The sequence below is a fragment of the Saccharothrix mutabilis subsp. mutabilis genome, assembly GCF_039521145.1.
Taxonomy (GTDB): Bacteria; Actinomycetota; Actinomycetes; order Mycobacteriales; family Pseudonocardiaceae; genus Actinosynnema; species Actinosynnema mutabilis.
The window spans coordinates 563,646-578,088 of the sequence record NZ_BAAABU010000001.1; the positions used below are offsets into that span (position 1 = coordinate 563,646).

A 14,443-nucleotide genomic window follows, 5' to 3' on the forward strand; every position below is an offset into this window, starting at 1 on the left:
GTCCGCGCCGACCGGCTCCCGATACCGGCCGGACGCGCCACCGTCAGGGCTCCCGACGGGCGAACAGGATCGCCTGCGGCACCTCCGTGTCCGGTTGCATCAGCCACTGCGCGTCCACCGCGAACCCGGCCTCCCGCAGCCACCCGGCCACCTTCTCCGGCCGCCGCCGGTGCACGTGCACCCTCATCGGGTGCCCGCCGTACCCCTCGGTCTTCAGCCGCGACACGTCCCCCACGTGGAACCCCAGCTGCACCAGCCCGCCCGGCCGCACCACGCGCCGGAACTCCCCCAACGCCACCGGCACCTCGTCGTCCGGCACGTGGATCAACGACCACCACGCCAGCACCCCGGCCACCGACCCCGCCGGCAGCTCCAGCGCCGTCATCGACCCGACCTCGAACCGCACCCCGGGATGCTCGCGCCGGGCCAGCTCGACCATCCCCGGCGACAGGTCGACGCCGAACGCGTCCACCCCCAGCCCCCTCAGGTGCGCCGTGACCTGCCCGGGCCCGCACCCCACGTCCGCCACCGGGCCACCACCCGCCGCCCGCACCGCGCCGGCGAACACCGTCAAAGCCGCGCTCAGGTACTGCTCCCGCTCAAGCGCACCCCGCACGAACTCCGCATAGCTGCCCGCAACAGTGTCGTAGGAAGCCGCCGTGTCGGCCAACCACTCATCCATGATCGGCACGGTAGCCCGCCACCCCGCACAGCTCGTCCGCCACCCGCCACAGCTCCTCCTCCCGCTCCACGTCGTACGACTCCGCCGACGACGGCACCACCCGCCCCCGGTCGATGTAGGCCCCGCCCTCGGAAAGCCGCGCCCCGACCACCGTCTCCGCCAGGACGCGTCCCGCCCGCTCCTGCCCCATCGCCTTGGGCGTCAGCCGCAGCACCTGCCCGATCGACGCCACCACCGCCCGGCCCACCGGGTGGGCGTCGCGGACCAACCCCGTCCCCGGCACGAAACCCGGGTTGTACGTGTACGCGTCCACCCCCTCGGGCAGGCGGCGCTGCAAGGCGTGCACCAGGTAGATCACGCCCAACTTGCTCGTCGCGTAAGCACGCCGCCCCTCCCGGGCCCCACCGGGACGCGGAGCCGCCAGCTTGCGCACGTCGTCCCACCGCGGCGGCGGGATCGCCCCGAACCCGTGCTGCCAGGTGCCGAAGTGGACGTCGCTGCCGACCACCAGGACCCGCGACCCCGCACCGAACCGGTCCATCAACAGCCGCAGCATCAGGTGGTAGGCCAGCACGTTCACCGCGAAGGTCCGCTCGAACCCGTCGACCGTCCGGTCCGAAGTGGACGTGTGCTGCACCCCAGCGTTGCCCACGAACCGGGTCAACGGCGGCAGGTCCAGATCGGAGAACTCCTCGCACGCCCGCCGGATGTCGGCGAACGACGTCAAGTCGCACGGGATCACCGTCAGGTTCGGCCCCGCCAACGGCACCTCGCCCCGCGCGAACACCACCAAGTGCTCCGACGACCGCAACAGGTGCTCGGCGGCGTAGCGGCCCAGACCCCGGGTCGCGCCGGTCATCAACGTCGTGCCCATCGGGCACCTCCTGGTACGTAGTTCTAACTGGTACTCAGTACCATAACGGACGAAGTCCCAGGACCGCTATGCTCACCCCATGTCGATCCGACCCCCGTTGCGCCAGCGCAAGCGGCAGCGCGCCCGCGACCAGATCGTGGCCGCCGCCTTCGAGCTGTTCGCCGAACGCGGGTTCGCCGACGTGACGGTGGCCGACATCGCCGAGCGCGCGGAGGTCGGGCGCACGACGTTCTTCCGCTACTTCGGCGACAAGCAGGAGGTCGTCTTCTCCGAGGAGCAGGCGCTCATGGACGACTGGGTCGCCCGGCACCGCGCGCTCCCGCCCGCCCCCGACCTGCCGACCGCGCTCGACCAGACCCGCGGGTTCACCGTCGCCCTGGTCCGGGAGATGACCGCCGACGCCGACCACTTCCTCCAGCACGAACGCCTGCTCGCGGCCAACCCGGAGCTCGCCGACCGCGCCACGCGCAAGTACCAGCGCCTGGTCGAGGCGATGAGCGAGAACCTGCGCGCCAAGGGCACCCCCGAACCGGCCGCCACCCTCGCGCCCCAGCTCGCCCTCGCCTGCTACCGCACCGCCCGGCACGTCGCGGGCTCCGACCCGGTCGCCCTGCCCGCCGCGCTGGAGGACGCGTTCGAACAGCTGATCGGCTTGTCGCGCCGATAAGGCCGTGCGCGACCACCCGGGTGGACTAGGTTCGTGCTGTCATGCGACTCATCGGACGGGACCACCCCAGTGGCGTGCTGCGCGCGGAGGTCGAACGCGCCGCGCACAGCCACGGCGGGCTGGTCCTGGTCGCCGGCGAGGCGGGCATCGGCAAGACCACCCTGGTGACCGGCGCCGCCGACCAGGCCCGCCGGCAGGGCGCGCTGGTGCTCGCGGGGTCGTGCTGGGACTCCGACACCGCGCCCGGCTACTGGCCGTGGGTGCAGGTGGTCCGGGCGCTGCGCCGGGCCGCGACCGGCGAGGAGTGGCACCCCCGGTTGTCGGCGCTGCTGGGCGAGGGGTCGGCCGAGCACACCCCGGAGAGCTTCCCGCTCTACGACGCGGTGTCCTCGGCGCTGGTCGCGGTGTCGCAGCGGCGGCCGGTGGTCGTCGTGCTGGAGGACCTGCACTGGGCCGACCCGGCGTCGCTGAAGCTGCTGGAGTTCGCCGCGCAGCACACCTGGTTCGAACGCGTCCTGCTGGTCGGCACCTACCGGGACGTCGAGGTCGAGGCCGACGGGCACCCGCTGCGCCCGCTGGTGACCCCGCTGATCAGCCGCGCCACCGCGGTCACCCTCACCGGGCTGTCCGAGGCCGAGGTGGGCGAGCTGATGGCCGCCACCGCGGGCCGCTCGCCGGACGCCGACCTGGTCGCCGCCGTGCACCAGCGCACCGGCGGCAACCCGTTCTACGTCGAGCAGACCGCGCGGCTGTGGCAGGGCGGCAACCCGGTCACCGCCATCGCGCCGGGTGTGCGGGACGCGTTGGAGCGCAGGCTTTCCCTGCTGCCGCCGCGGGTCGGCGAGCTGCTCACCGCCGCCTCCGTGCTGGGCCGCGAGTTCCACCGGCGGGTGCTGGCCGCGACCGCCGGGCTGCCCGTGCCGCACGCGGACCGCCTGCTCGACCAGGCCGCGCAGGCCCGGCTGGTGCGGGCGCTGGGCGGCGGGCGGTTCGCCTTCGCGCACGACCTGGTCCGCGAGACCCTCTACGACTCGGTGGCGGACAAGGACGTGCGGCACGCCGCCGTGCTCGACGCGGTCACCGGGGACCTGACGGCGCACGTGCTGCCCACCGACCTGGCCCGGCACGCCCACCTCGCGGGCGACCGGCTGCCCGCCGAGCGCGCGGTGGACCTGATGGTCGCCGCCGCGCGGGACGCGAGCGGCCGGCTCGCCGTGGAGGAGGCCATCGGGCACTACCGGCGCGCCCTGGACCGGGCCGCCGACCCCCGGCTGCGGATGAAGCTGGAACTGGGCCTGGGCCACGAGCTGTTCCACTGCGGCGCGCCCGAGGAGTCCGCGAAGGCGTTCGCCGCCGCCGTGGACCTGGCCCGCACGCTGGACGACCCGGTCGCGCTGGCCCGGGTGGCGCTGACCCGCATCCGGTTCGCCGCGCACGACGACGAGACCCGCGAGCTGCTGCGCGACGCCTACGCCGGGCTGATCGGCCCGCCGCCGGACGAGCCCGAGGACGTGCTGGCGCGCGCGTTGAGCGTGCAGGTCGCCGACCTCGCCCGGTCCGGGCAGGACGACGACGCGCTGGCCGACGGCCTGTGGGCCGCGCACGACATCGCGTGGGGCCTGGGCACCGCGCACAAGCGGCTGGCGCTGACCGCGGAGCTGGCCGACGTCGCCCGCCGCACCGCCGACCACAGCGCCGAGAGCTACGCGGCGTCCCTGCGCTGGGTGGCGCTGCTGGAACTGGGCGACCCGCGCTACCGCGAGCAGTTGCAGACCTTCGTCGCGCAGTCCGACCGGTGGGCGCAGCCGCGCTTCACGTTCGCCTCGGCGGTGGACCAGAGCATCATCGCCACCTTCCAGGGCCGCTTCACCGAGGCCGAGGCGCTGATGGCCCGCGCGGAGACGCTGGGCGTGGCACACGAGCACGGCGGCTACTCGATGATGCACGCCCACCTGCGCTGGGCGTTGCTGCTGGCCCAGGGCCGGTTCGCCGAGCTGGACGAGCTGGACCTGGGCGGGCACCCCTACCCCGGGCTGCTGCGCGGGATCGCCGCCGTGCAGCGCGGCGACCTGGCCACCGCGCGCGTCCTGCTGGCCGGCTACGACCCCGACGACCTGCGGTTCCACTGGCTGTTCGAGCCGCTGTGGCAACGCTTCCGCGCGCACTTCGCCCACGCCGCGGGCGACCGGGCGCTGGCGGCGGAGATCCGCGACCAGCTCGCCCCGCACCGCGGCCAGTGGCTGGTGGGCCTGTACGGGTGCGACCTCAGCGGCCCGGTGGACCTCTGGCTGGGCCTGGTCGACCTCACCCTGGGCCGCCGCGACGAGGCCGTGGCGGAGCTGACCGCCGCGCTGCGCTCGGCGGAGGCCATGCACGCCCGGCCGTGGGCGGAGGAGGTGCGCCGCCACCTGGAGGCCGCCACCGGCGAGCACGCCGCGCCCGCCAACGAGTTCCGCCGCGACGGTGACGTGTGGTCGTTGTCCTACAACGGTTCCACCGTTCGCATGCCGGACTCCAAGGGCCTGCGCGACCTGCACGTGCTGCTCGGCAACGCAGGCTCCCCCGTCCCGGCGGTGAGCCTGCTGGACCCGGAGGCGGCGCCGTCCGCGCGCCTGGGCGGCGACCCGGTCCTGGACGAGGAGGCCAAGGCCGCCTACCGCCGCCGCCTGGCCCGGTTGGACGACGAGATCGACAACGCCCCCACCGACGCACGCGCCGCCGAACTCGACCGGGAGCGCGCCGCCCTCCTCGACGAACTCCGCGCCGCCGCGGGCCTGGCGGGCCGCACCCGCCGCCTGGGCGACGAGGCGGAACGCGCCCGCAAAACGGTCACCGCGCGCATCCGCGACACGCTGCGCAAATTGACCGAACGCCATCCGGAACTGGCGGCGCACCTGCGTGAACACGTTTCCACCGGCAGCACCTGCACGTACTCCGGCCACGAGCGGTTCCGCCTCTAGCCCCACGCCGGCGAAACACGACCGACCGATGACCGAGCGCTCCTAACATTCCTCACAGGGAGGAATAAATGAGTGAAAAACCAGCGGTCGACGATTTCGTACCGGTCATCGACCTGTCGACCCGCACCACCCCCGGAGGCCGCCGGCGGATCGCCGACGCCATCGGGGAGTCCTGCCGGCGCTCGGGCTTCTTCACGATCGTGGGCCACGGCGTCCCCCAAGACCTGGTGGACCGCATGCACCACGTCACCAACACCTACTTCACCCTGCCGGAACAGGAGAAGGACAAGTCCGCGAGCGTGGCCGGCGTCTCGGGGCTGCGCCGCTTCCTCGGCACGGCGGACACCCCACCGGGCCTCTACGAGGCCTTCGCGGCCCACGCGACCGGCGACCTGCCGGAGGAGCGACGAGCCGCGCTGGGCGCCTACCCGGCGACGTGGAAAGTCGCCAACATCTGGCCCGACACCCCCGCCGCGTTCAAGGCGACGTGGCACGAGTACCTGGCCGCCATGACCACCCTGTCCGAGGACGTCATGCGCCTGTTCGCGCTGGCCCTGGACCTGCCGGAGGCGTACTTCGACGAGAAGTTCGACCGGCACGTGTCCCTGCTGCTGGCCAACTTCTACTACCCGCAACCGGCTGTGCCGCCGGCCGGCCGGATCCGCCGCGAGTCGCACACCGACTGGGGCACCCTGACGATCCTGTACCAGGAGGACGACCTCGGCGGCCTCCAGGTGCTCACCGACACCGGCGAGTGGCGCGACCTGCCGGCGGTCCCCGGCAGCTTCGTGGTGAACATCGGCGACCTGATGGCCTTCTGGACCGGCGGCCGGTGGGCGTCCACCGTGCACCGGGTGGTCAACCCGGAACAGGGCAACACGAGGTCCCGGATCTCGATCCCGTTCTTCCACCTGCCCAACCACGACACGTCGATCGAGCCGATCCACCCGCCGACCACCGGGGCGCAGGAGTTCGACCGCGTCACCGTCGGTGAGTGGTTCTCCCACAAAATGCGCCAGACCTTCGCCCCCGAATTGCCGGCCTGACCACCTGCTTTTGATCGGGGCTATCAGCACGGGAAGGGCGTCGGTTCGCCCACCTTACGGCAACGAACCGACGCCCTTCCACCCCCGGAGCTTTTCGAGCCTGCTTTACTTGCGGTTGTAGAGCCGCATGGTCCAAGCACCGAACACAATGGTGAACAAAGCGGCATATCCGCCGGTCCACATCATCGCGTCCCCGTCCACCTGGCCCGCCATCAACGCCCGCACCGCCTCGACCAACTTGGTGATGGGGTTGACGTTCACGAACGCCTGCAACCACCCGGGCATGGTCGTCGGGCTGACGTAGACGTTGGACAGGAACGTCAGCGGGAACAGGAAGAGCATGCTCACGCCCATCACGGACTTCTCGCTGCGCATCATCAGCCCGAACATCGTCCACACCCACGAGAACGCGAACGAGAAGCCGATCAGCACGGCGATCCCCAGCACGACGCCCACGAACCCGCCGTCCGGCCGGAACCCGATCACCAACCCGACGACCAGGATCACCAACGACGCCAGCGCGTAGCGCAGCAGGTCACCCAGGATGTAGCCCACCATCGGGGCGGGCCGCCAGATCGGCAGCGTGCGGAACCGGTCGAACACGCCCTTGCTGATGTCCGTGTTCACCGCGACACCGGTGTACATCGTGATCATCACGACGCTCGTGACCGTGATGCCCGGCAGCAGGTACTGGATGTACTCCCCCGGCGACCCGGCCAGCGCGCCGCCGAACAGGTAGGTGAACATCAGGATCATCATCACCGGGAACGCGGTGACGTCGAACAGCTGCTCCGGCACGTGCTTGATCTTCAGCACCGCCCGCCACCCGAAGGTCAGCGACGCGGACACCGCGCTGGGCCGGCGCGGCGTGGACGACTCCAGCAGCAGCTCGGCCAGGTCCTGCGGCCGGGGCGCGGCCAGGGCGGCCTCGGGCTCCTTGGTGACGGTCACGCCGCAACCTCCTTCTTCTTGTCGGTCAGGGCCAGGAACACCTCGTCGAGGCTGGGCTGGCCCAGGGAGAAGTCGTCCACCGTGATGCCCTCGCGGGCGAGCTGGGCCAGGGCCTCGGCGGCCTGCTCGGTGGCCCGGCCGGACAGCCGCGCGGTCAGGGCGACCGGGTCGGCGTCCAGCAGCACGTCGGCGTCCAGCACGCGGGCCAGCAGGGCCCGCGCGGTGGGCCGCTGGTCGGCGTCGCGCAGCCGCAGGTGCACCGCGCCCACGCCGACCGACGCCTTCAACTCGCCCTTGGTGCCCTCGGCGATGACCTTGCCGTGGTCGATCACGGCGACGCGGGAGGCGAGCTGGTCGGCCTCGTCCAGGTACTGCGTGGTCAGCAGCACGGTGGTGCCGTGCGCGACGACCGCGCGGACGATGTCCCACACCTGGTTGCGGCTGCGCGGGTCCAGGCCCGTGGTGGGCTCGTCCAGGAACAGCAGCTTCGGGGTGTTGAGGATGCTGGCGGCGATGTCCAGGCGCCGCCGCATGCCGCCGGAGTAGTGCTTGGCCTGCTTGGCGGCGGCGTCGGTGAGGCCGAACGCGGCCAGCAGTTGGGCGGCGCGGTCCTTGGCGTGCCGGCGGGAGTGGCCCAGCAGGCGGCTGAGCAGGACCAGGTTCTCCGTGCCGGTCAGGTCCTCGTCGACCGACGCGTACTGGCCGGTCAGGCTGACCAGCGAGCGCACCCCGTCCGGGTCGGCCCGGACGTCGCGCCCGAAGATCCTCGCCTCGCCGTCGTCGGGCCGCAGCAGGGTGGCGAGCATCCGGACGGTGGTGGTCTTGCCCGCGCCGTTGGGGCCGAGCAGGCCGTACACGGTCCCGGCGGGCACGGTGAGGTCGACGCCGTCCACCGCGCGGGTGTCGCCGAAGACCTTCACCAGTCCCGCTGTCTCGATCGCGTTCACGTGGTGTCCCCTCTCATGTGACGTAGGGCCGCAGGCCACGGGCCTCCCGCAGGGCGCACGCCCACCAGACGAGCTGGTCGAGCATGGCCGCCGCGGCGAGCCTGCGGGCCTCCGTGTCCAGCGGGTCGGCGTCGCCCAGGTCGAAGCCGACGGTGTTGCGCACTGTCATGACGTGCAGCTCGGTGAAAACTGAGCGCAGCTGCTCGACGGCGTGCAGCCCGGCCGACCGGTAGCCGTAGGAGACGAACCCGGCGGGCTTGGCGTGCCACTCGTCGTAGGCGAAGTCGATCGCCTGCTTGAGGGAGGCGGGGAAGCTGCGGTTGTACTCGGGCGTGACGACGACGAACCCGTCGGCCCGCCCGATCCGCTCGGCGAAGCGCCGCACCTCGGCGGTCGGCTGCCGCGGGTAGTGCGCCGGGAAGTCGAACCCCGCGAGGTCGAGCACGTCGACCGCGCAGTCACCCCGCGCCCCGGCCACCTCGGCGACCCACAGCGCGAAAGCGTCCCCGACCCGGCCTTCCCGCGTACTGCCGACGACCACGGCGATCCGCACCGGCCGCATCCGCCACCTCCTCTCACCCAGGAGGCGCTAGACGGGGTGCCAGACGCGGTCTAGCGGACCGCCGGACCACGCGAGAACGCGAAGGGCCCCGCGCCAAGCGGCGCGGGGCCCGAACCGAACAAGATCAGATCCGGCAGGTGTCCAACGAGCTGACCAGGATCGCCCGCGCACCGACCTGCCACAGCTGGTCCATGATGAACGGCGCGTCGTCCCGCGGCACGAGCGAGCGCACGGCCACCCAGCCCTCCCGCGCCAGCGGCGACACGGTCGGCGACTCGATGCCCGGCACCAGCTTGAACGCCTCCTCCTGCGCCGACACCGGGCAGTCGAAGTCCAGGATCACGTACCGCCGCGCGATCAGCACGCCTTGGAGCCGCCGGTGCAGGATCTCCACCGAGTGCACCGCTTCCGGCATCTCCGCCACGGTGTCGCCCTGGATCAGCACGGCCTCGGACTTCAGGATCGGCTTGCCGAACGTCTCCAGGCCGGAGGTCTTCAGCGTGACGCCGGTCTCCACCACGTCCGCGATGGCGTCAGCCACGCCCAGCTCGACCGCCGTCTCCACGGCTCCGTCCAGGCGCACCAGCTTGGCCTTGATGCCCTGCTCGGACAGGTACTCCTCGACCAGGTTCGGGTAGCTGGTGGCGATCCGCTTGCCCTCCAGGCCCGCCTGGTCGCTGATCCCGCCGGGCTTGGACGCGAAGTAGAACGACGCCTTGCCGAACCCGAGCGGCAGGATCTCCTTGGCCGACACGCTGGAGTCCAGCAGCAGGTCCCGGCCGGTGATGCCGACGTCGAGCGAACCCTCGCCGACGTAGACCGCGATGTCGCGCGGGCGCAGGAAAAAGAACTGCACATCATTCGCCGGGTCGGCCACGATCAGCTCGCGCCCCGACCGATGGACCCGGTACCCCGCCTCGGCCAGCATTTGCGCCGCGGGAGCACTCAGGGAGCCCTTGTTGGGCAGGGCGAAGCGAAGAGGAGCCATGGCCCGCAGTCTCCCACACCGCCGCGCACCGCCCTGACCTGGGGCCGGGGTTCCACTCAATGGGAAATGAATGGAAATCACACCATTCGCGACACACCGGCAAAGCGTCAGAAAAGACGTCCCAAACGGGTGTGCGCGGTGAGCAGCCGGCCCAGTCCGAACGATGCCGCGATCGCCGCCGCCGCGACCAGGAACGCCTTGCCCTCCGCCGGCAGCGGCACCGGTCGGGCGGCCACGGCCAGCAGCACCAGCACCGGCCCCTGCACGACGAACGCCGCGAACGCCGACCGCGCCAACGCGCCCGCGAGCGCGCCGCCGCCGGTGAGCCGCCGCTGCGCCAGCCCGAGCAGCCACACCGACCCGCCGACCACCAGCACCGACTCCACGACCACGAGCACCAGCGCCTCCCACCGCCACCCGCCCAGGAACGGCCCGGACTGCCCGGACAGGTCCGACACCCCCGCCGCGACCGCCGCCACCGGCACGGACGCGATCGCCGCGAACGCCACCACCCGGCACGTCCGCCACATCCGCTCCGGCACGTGCGCCGCCAACCCGGCCCGCGCGCCGGCGATGCCCAGCCCGAACAGGGCGACCAGCTGCGGCCACCACCAGACGTGCAGGTCCCCGACCTGGCCGCTGCGCGCCGGCACCCACAGCCGCACGGCGAACGTGGACAGCGCCACCCCCGCCGCCACCGCGACCAGGTGCCCGGTCCTGATGGTCAACGGCCTGTCCGAGGGTCGCCCGACCACCGCGTAGACCAGGGAGAACAGCAGCAGGATCGCCACGAACCACAGCGAGCCGGAGTCCAGCAACGGGTCGCGGTGGGTGAAGACCCACCACGGCGACACGTCGTGCCCGGCCGCCCGGTAGGCCACCCACAGCGACAGCGGCCACACCAGCAGCGCCGACACCACCCACGGGATGCCCAGGCGCGCCAGGCGTTCGCGGACGAACCGGGCGCGGCCCTTGCGGGCCAGCGAGCCGGGCGTGAACAGCCCGGACAGCAGGTAGAAGGTGCCCATGAGGAACAGTCCCGACGGTCCGAGGACCGCCGCCAGGACGGCCTCCACGCGGGGCGTGAAGGTGACCTCGTTGACCTCGTCGTAGGGCCACCCGCCCACGGCGGAGTACCCGAGCAGCGCGTGCCCGCCGATCACCCAGGCGACGAGCAGCACCTTCAGGTTGTCCACCGCGGTCAGTCGCGACCGCTGTCCCACCTGCGCGGTCATCCGTCAAAGGTAACGCCGACGCGCCTGCTCAGGCGACGGCCGTGATGGCTTCGAGCAGTTCCGGTCCGTCCATCGCACCGGCGGGAACGGGTAGTGCACGCGGCCCACGTCGGCCGGCGCGGTGAACGGGGAGCGCAGCACCAGGCCGGCGGGCGGGTTGCGATGAGCCGGCTCCGGCGGGCCGGCTGCGATGCGCGCCTTCGGTGAGCCGGCTCCGGCGGGCCGGTTGCGATGAGCCGGTCGCGGTGCGCCGGCTTTGGTGAGCCGGCTTTGGTGAGCCGGCTTCGGGTTGCGGCCTCGACCGGGACCACCCGCGCGCCGCCCACTACCCTGTTTCGCCGATTGGCGGTGAGTGCCGTGAACACTGGCTTCCTGGACCGGATCGCCCGCGCGATCGAGGCGGACGAGCGCGCCGCCGTGGCCGCCGCCCGCGTCGAGCCGTGGTACCCGTACCGGCTGGCGGACGGCCGGTTCGTGGTCACCGGCACCGCGTTGCCCGAGGTCGGCACGGCGGTGCGGCTGGGCGGGGTGCGCGGCCTGGTCACCCGGGTGGACGCGCGGACGGTGGCGGTCCGGTTCGAGCAGCCCGTGCAGCCGCCGCCGACCGGGGTGCTGGAGCCCGCCGTCGCGTCCTTCGCGCCGCAGCGCGCGGCGCTGGCCGCCCTGCGCGCACACCGGCTCCTGGCGCCGCTGTCCGAAGGCCGGGTCGCGCCGTTCACGCCGACCCCGGACGCGCCCGCCGAACTCGACGCGGACCAGCGGGAAGCGTTCCGCCGGGCGTTGGCCGTCCCCGACCTGCTGGTGGTGCTCGGCGGGCCGGGCAGCGGGAAGACCCGGTTGGCGCGGGCCCTGGCGGGCCACGGTGTGTCCACTGTGGACGATGCGCACCGCCTGGGCCTGCCGGACCTGGTGGCGCGGCTGGTGACCGTCGATCGGGCGGTGCTGCTGGGCGACGGCGGTCTGCTCGCCGAACTGGCCGCGCGGCTGCCGGGCCGCAACGTCGTGCGGTTGGGCCGGCGGCGGACGGCCCCGCCCGAGATCGCCGAGTTCTGCGCCCGCCTGCTCGGCGGGGACCCGGCGGCGGTGGCCCGGCCCGCGCGCCGCGACGACGTGTTCGCCGGTCCGCTCGCCTTCGTCGACACCTCCGGCCTGCCCGGGCGGCGGCGGCGCGAACGTCCCGCCCGGCGGCGCGACCGCGGCCGGCCCGGCTTCTACAACCCGGTCGAGGCGAACCTGCTCGCCCGGCTCGCGGCGCACTACGAGGCGACCGGGCGCGACTGGGCGGTGGTCGTCCCGTACGCCGCGCAGGCGGAGGAGGTGACCGCGCGGATCGTGGCGATCGTCGGGGCGCACGCGCGGGCCCGGCGCAACGTCGGCGCGGAGGACTTCCGCGGCGGCGACCGGCAGGTGGTCCTCTACGGCTTCACCCGCGACCGGGCGGACCTCGGCCGCACCGGCGCGGCGCTGGCGGCCACGCGGGCGGCCGAGCAGTTGGTGCTGGTCGGCGACCTGCCGGCGCTGTCCCGCGAGTCCCCGGTCCTGGCGCTGCCCGAAACCCGCGCCCACGACGAAGTCCTCGCCGCCCTCACGACCCGCCGGGGGTGACCAGGCCCGTCTCGTAGGCCGCGATCACCGCCTGCACCCGGTCGCGCAGCCCCAGCTTCGCCAGGATGCGCGCGATGTGGGTCTTCACCGTCGCCTCCGACAGGTGCAGCCGACCCGCCAGCTCCGCGTTGCTCAAGCCGCGCGCCAACATCCCCAGCACCTCCAGCTCGCGCGGCGTCAGCGCGGCCAGGTCCCGGTGCACCGCGGACGCCCCCGCGTCGTCCCGGTGCGCGAACCGCTCCACCAGCCGGCGGGTGATGGTCGGCGCGAGCAGCGCGTCCCCGGTGCGGACCAGGCGCACCGCCGACACCAGGTGCTCGGGCGTCACGTCCTTGAGCAGGAACCCGCTCGCCCCGGCCGCCAGCGCCGCGTACACGTAGTGGTCCAGGTCGAACGTCGTCAGCATGATCACGCGCGGCTCGTCGGGCCGGCCGGTGAGGATGCGGCGGGTGGCCTCCAGGCCGTCCAGCTCGGGCATGCGGATGTCCATCAGGACCACGTCGGGCCGGGTGCGCCGGACCGCCGCCACGGCCTGCTCCCCGTCCGCCGCCTCGGCCACCACGTCGATGCCGTCGGCGGACAGGATCATCCGGAAACCGGTGCGCACCAGGACCTGGTCGTCGGCGACCACGACCCGCGGCGTCACGTCGCCTCCAGCGGGATCAGGGCGCGCACCCGGTAGCCGCCGGTCGGGCGCGGACCGGTGTGCAGGGTGCCGCCGTAGACCGACAGCCGTTCGCGCAGCCCGATCAGGCCGCGCCCGCTGCCGGCCGCACCGGTGGGCTTGCCGCCGGTGTCGGCGACCTCCACGGACAGGTGCTCGGGGGTGTACTCGACGGTGACCGTCGCCGACGCGCCCGACGCGTGCTTCACGGTGTTGGTCAACGCCTCCTGCACCACCCGGTACGCGGCCAGCCCCACCCCGCTGGGCACCGGGCGCGGGTCGCCGGCCACGGTCAGGCCCACCGGCATGCCCGCGCCGCGCATCCGGCCGACCAGGTCGTCCAGGCGGTCGATGCCGGGCTGCGGCGCGAGGTCGTCGGCGTCCGGGCCGTCCGGGGTGAGCAGGCCCATCACGTGCCGCAGCTCGGCCATCGCCGCGCGGCCGGCCGCCTCGACCGCGAGCAGCGCGTCGCGGGCCTGGTCGGGCGCGGAGCCCATGACCTTGCGGGCCGCGCCGGTCTGGATGACCATCACGCTGACGTTGTGCGTCACCACGTCGTGCAGCTCGCGGGCGATGCGGGCGCGTTCCTGCTCGACGGCCCGGCGCAGCGCGTCGCGCTGCTCGCGCTCCAGGACCGACAGCCGGGTGCGGCGCTCGTCGGCGCGCAGCTTCCACGTGCGCAGCCCGTTGGCGGCCAGCACCAGCGGCACGACCACCAGCAGCGGCACGTACTCGTCGGGCACGGTCGGCAGGACCGGGTGCTCGGGCAGCCACACCGCGAGCACCGCCAGCGGCAGGGACGCCAGGGTCGCCACCCGGTACGGGCTGTACGCGGCGGCGGTGTAGGCGGCGATGACGCACGCGTAGAACGTCAGCCGAGGCGCGTCCGGCACCAGCAGGCCGACGCCGACGACCACCCACAGCACGGCCAGCGGGTACCGGCGGCGCAGCACCAGCGCCAGCGACGCGACCAGCGCGACCAGCACCGCGCTGACCTCCGAGCCCGCGTAGGCCGACGCCGGCTCGCCGACGCGCACCACCACGTCCGGCGGCGGGGGCGCCATCGGACCGGGCGGGAACAGTCCCACCGGCGCGTCGAAGTCGGTGATGTTCAGCGCGAAGTCCAGCGACGCCACGCACAGCACCAGCGCCACCGCGACGTCGAAGACCAGGCTGCGGCGACCGGGCCGCGGCAGCGGTCCGGTCGGGCGCGCCACCAGGGCCGCCCACGCGCGCAGTCGGTCGATCACCGGCCCATTCTG

Annotated in this window: 13 protein-coding genes; 4 read left to right on the forward strand and 9 right to left on the reverse strand. The window is 73.5% G+C overall.

Features of this window, described 5'->3' with window-relative positions:
* Window positions 1-43 precede the first annotated feature (43 nt).
* Window positions 44-682 carry a class I SAM-dependent methyltransferase gene (locus ABD126_RS02665; protein WP_343931952.1) on the reverse strand — a complete coding sequence of 213 codons (639 nt, stop codon included), beginning with the start codon at window positions 680-682 and terminating at the stop codon, window positions 44-46.
* Complete coding sequence (locus ABD126_RS02670) at window positions 675-1,556, reverse strand: SDR family NAD(P)-dependent oxidoreductase (RefSeq protein WP_343931953.1); 882 nt, start codon at window positions 1,554-1,556, stop codon at window positions 675-677. The genes ABD126_RS02665 and ABD126_RS02670 overlap by 8 nt, the downstream gene beginning before the upstream one ends.
* 79 nt (window positions 1,557-1,635) lie before the next feature.
* On the opposite strand from ABD126_RS02670, the gene ABD126_RS02675 reads away from it, so the two are divergent.
* The 3 genes from ABD126_RS02675 (at window position 1,636) to ABD126_RS02685 (ending at window position 6,229) form a co-directional block, all read left to right on the forward strand.
* Window positions 1,636-2,223 carry a TetR/AcrR family transcriptional regulator gene (locus ABD126_RS02675; RefSeq protein WP_343931954.1) on the forward strand — a complete coding sequence of 196 codons (588 nt, stop codon included), beginning with the start codon at window positions 1,636-1,638 and terminating at the stop codon, window positions 2,221-2,223.
* Window positions 2,224-2,264: 41 nt separating this feature from the next.
* Window positions 2,265-5,183, forward strand: a complete 2,919-nt coding sequence (locus tag ABD126_RS02680; RefSeq protein ID WP_343931955.1) for an ATP-binding protein — start codon at window positions 2,265-2,267, stop codon at window positions 5,181-5,183.
* A gap of 68 nt (window positions 5,184-5,251) precedes the next feature.
* Entirely contained in the window at window positions 5,252-6,229 is a 978-nt protein-coding gene (locus ABD126_RS02685; protein ID WP_343931956.1) for an isopenicillin N synthase family dioxygenase, read from the forward strand.
* 105 nt (window positions 6,230-6,334) lie between these two features.
* On the opposite strand, the gene ABD126_RS02690 is transcribed toward ABD126_RS02685, so the two are convergent.
* From ABD126_RS02690 to ABD126_RS02710, 5 genes are all read right to left on the reverse strand, one after another.
* On the reverse strand, window positions 6,335-7,180 hold the full coding sequence (locus ABD126_RS02690; RefSeq protein ID WP_425542718.1) for an ABC transporter permease: 846 nt from the start codon (window positions 7,178-7,180) through the stop codon (window positions 6,335-6,337).
* Window positions 7,177-8,127, reverse strand: coding sequence for an ATP-binding cassette domain-containing protein (locus ABD126_RS02695; protein WP_343931957.1), 951 nt, complete (start codon window positions 8,125-8,127; stop codon window positions 7,177-7,179). Before ABD126_RS02695 ends, ABD126_RS02690 begins: the two co-directional genes overlap by 4 nt.
* 13 nt (window positions 8,128-8,140) lie before the next feature.
* Window positions 8,141-8,689 carry an NADPH-dependent FMN reductase gene (locus ABD126_RS02700; RefSeq protein ID WP_343931958.1) on the reverse strand — a complete coding sequence of 183 codons (549 nt, stop codon included), beginning with the start codon at window positions 8,687-8,689 and terminating at the stop codon, window positions 8,141-8,143.
* 124 nt (window positions 8,690-8,813) lie between these two features.
* On the reverse strand, window positions 8,814-9,677 hold the full coding sequence (gene hisG / locus ABD126_RS02705) for an ATP phosphoribosyltransferase (RefSeq protein WP_343931959.1): 864 nt from the start codon (window positions 9,675-9,677) through the stop codon (window positions 8,814-8,816).
* A gap of 107 nt (window positions 9,678-9,784) precedes the next feature.
* Window positions 9,785-10,912 carry an acyltransferase family protein gene (locus ABD126_RS02710; RefSeq protein ID WP_343931960.1) on the reverse strand — a complete coding sequence of 376 codons (1,128 nt, stop codon included), beginning with the start codon at window positions 10,910-10,912 and terminating at the stop codon, window positions 9,785-9,787.
* Between the two features lie 357 nt (window positions 10,913-11,269).
* Here ABD126_RS02710 and ABD126_RS02715 point away from each other — a divergent pair, with 357 nt between their 5' ends.
* Window positions 11,270-12,517, forward strand: a complete 1,248-nt coding sequence (locus tag ABD126_RS02715; protein WP_343931961.1) for a DEAD/DEAH box-containing ATP-dependent helicase — start codon at window positions 11,270-11,272, stop codon at window positions 12,515-12,517.
* On the opposite strand, the gene ABD126_RS02720 is transcribed toward ABD126_RS02715, so the two are convergent.
* Both ABD126_RS02720 and ABD126_RS02725 read right to left on the reverse strand, forming a co-directional pair.
* Complete coding sequence (locus ABD126_RS02720; RefSeq protein WP_343931962.1) at window positions 12,498-13,163, reverse strand: response regulator; 666 nt, start codon at window positions 13,161-13,163, stop codon at window positions 12,498-12,500. The genes ABD126_RS02715 and ABD126_RS02720 overlap by 20 nt on opposite strands.
* Window positions 13,160-14,431: a sensor histidine kinase gene (locus ABD126_RS02725; RefSeq protein WP_343931963.1), complete on the reverse strand. Its 1,272-nt coding sequence runs from the start codon at window positions 14,429-14,431 to the stop codon at window positions 13,160-13,162. Before ABD126_RS02725 ends, ABD126_RS02720 begins: the two co-directional genes overlap by 4 nt.
* Between the last annotated feature and the right edge of the window lie 12 nt (window positions 14,432-14,443).

Excerpts from the sequence above, each read along its gene's own strand:
- ABD126_RS02665 (WP_343931952.1), bottom strand. The coding sequence starts at position 682 with ATGGATGAGTGGTTGGCCGACACGGCGGCTTCCTACGACACTGTTGCG.
- ABD126_RS02670 (WP_343931953.1), bottom strand. The coding sequence starts at position 1,556 with ATGGGCACGACGTTGATGACCGGCGCGACCCGGGGTCTGGGCCGCTAC.
- ABD126_RS02675 (WP_343931954.1), top strand. The coding sequence starts at position 1,636 with ATGTCGATCCGACCCCCGTTGCGCCAGCGCAAGCGGCAGCGCGCCCGC.
- ABD126_RS02680 (WP_343931955.1), top strand. The coding sequence starts at position 2,265 with ATGCGACTCATCGGACGGGACCACCCCAGTGGCGTGCTGCGCGCGGAG.
- ABD126_RS02685 (WP_343931956.1), top strand. The coding sequence starts at position 5,252 with ATGAGTGAAAAACCAGCGGTCGACGATTTCGTACCGGTCATCGACCTG.
- ABD126_RS02700 (WP_343931958.1), bottom strand. The coding sequence starts at position 8,689 with ATGCGGCCGGTGCGGATCGCCGTGGTCGTCGGCAGTACGCGGGAAGGC.
- hisG (WP_343931959.1), bottom strand. The coding sequence starts at position 9,677 with ATGGCTCCTCTTCGCTTCGCCCTGCCCAACAAGGGCTCCCTGAGTGCT.
- ABD126_RS02710 (WP_343931960.1), bottom strand. The coding sequence starts at position 10,912 with ATGACCGCGCAGGTGGGACAGCGGTCGCGACTGACCGCGGTGGACAAC.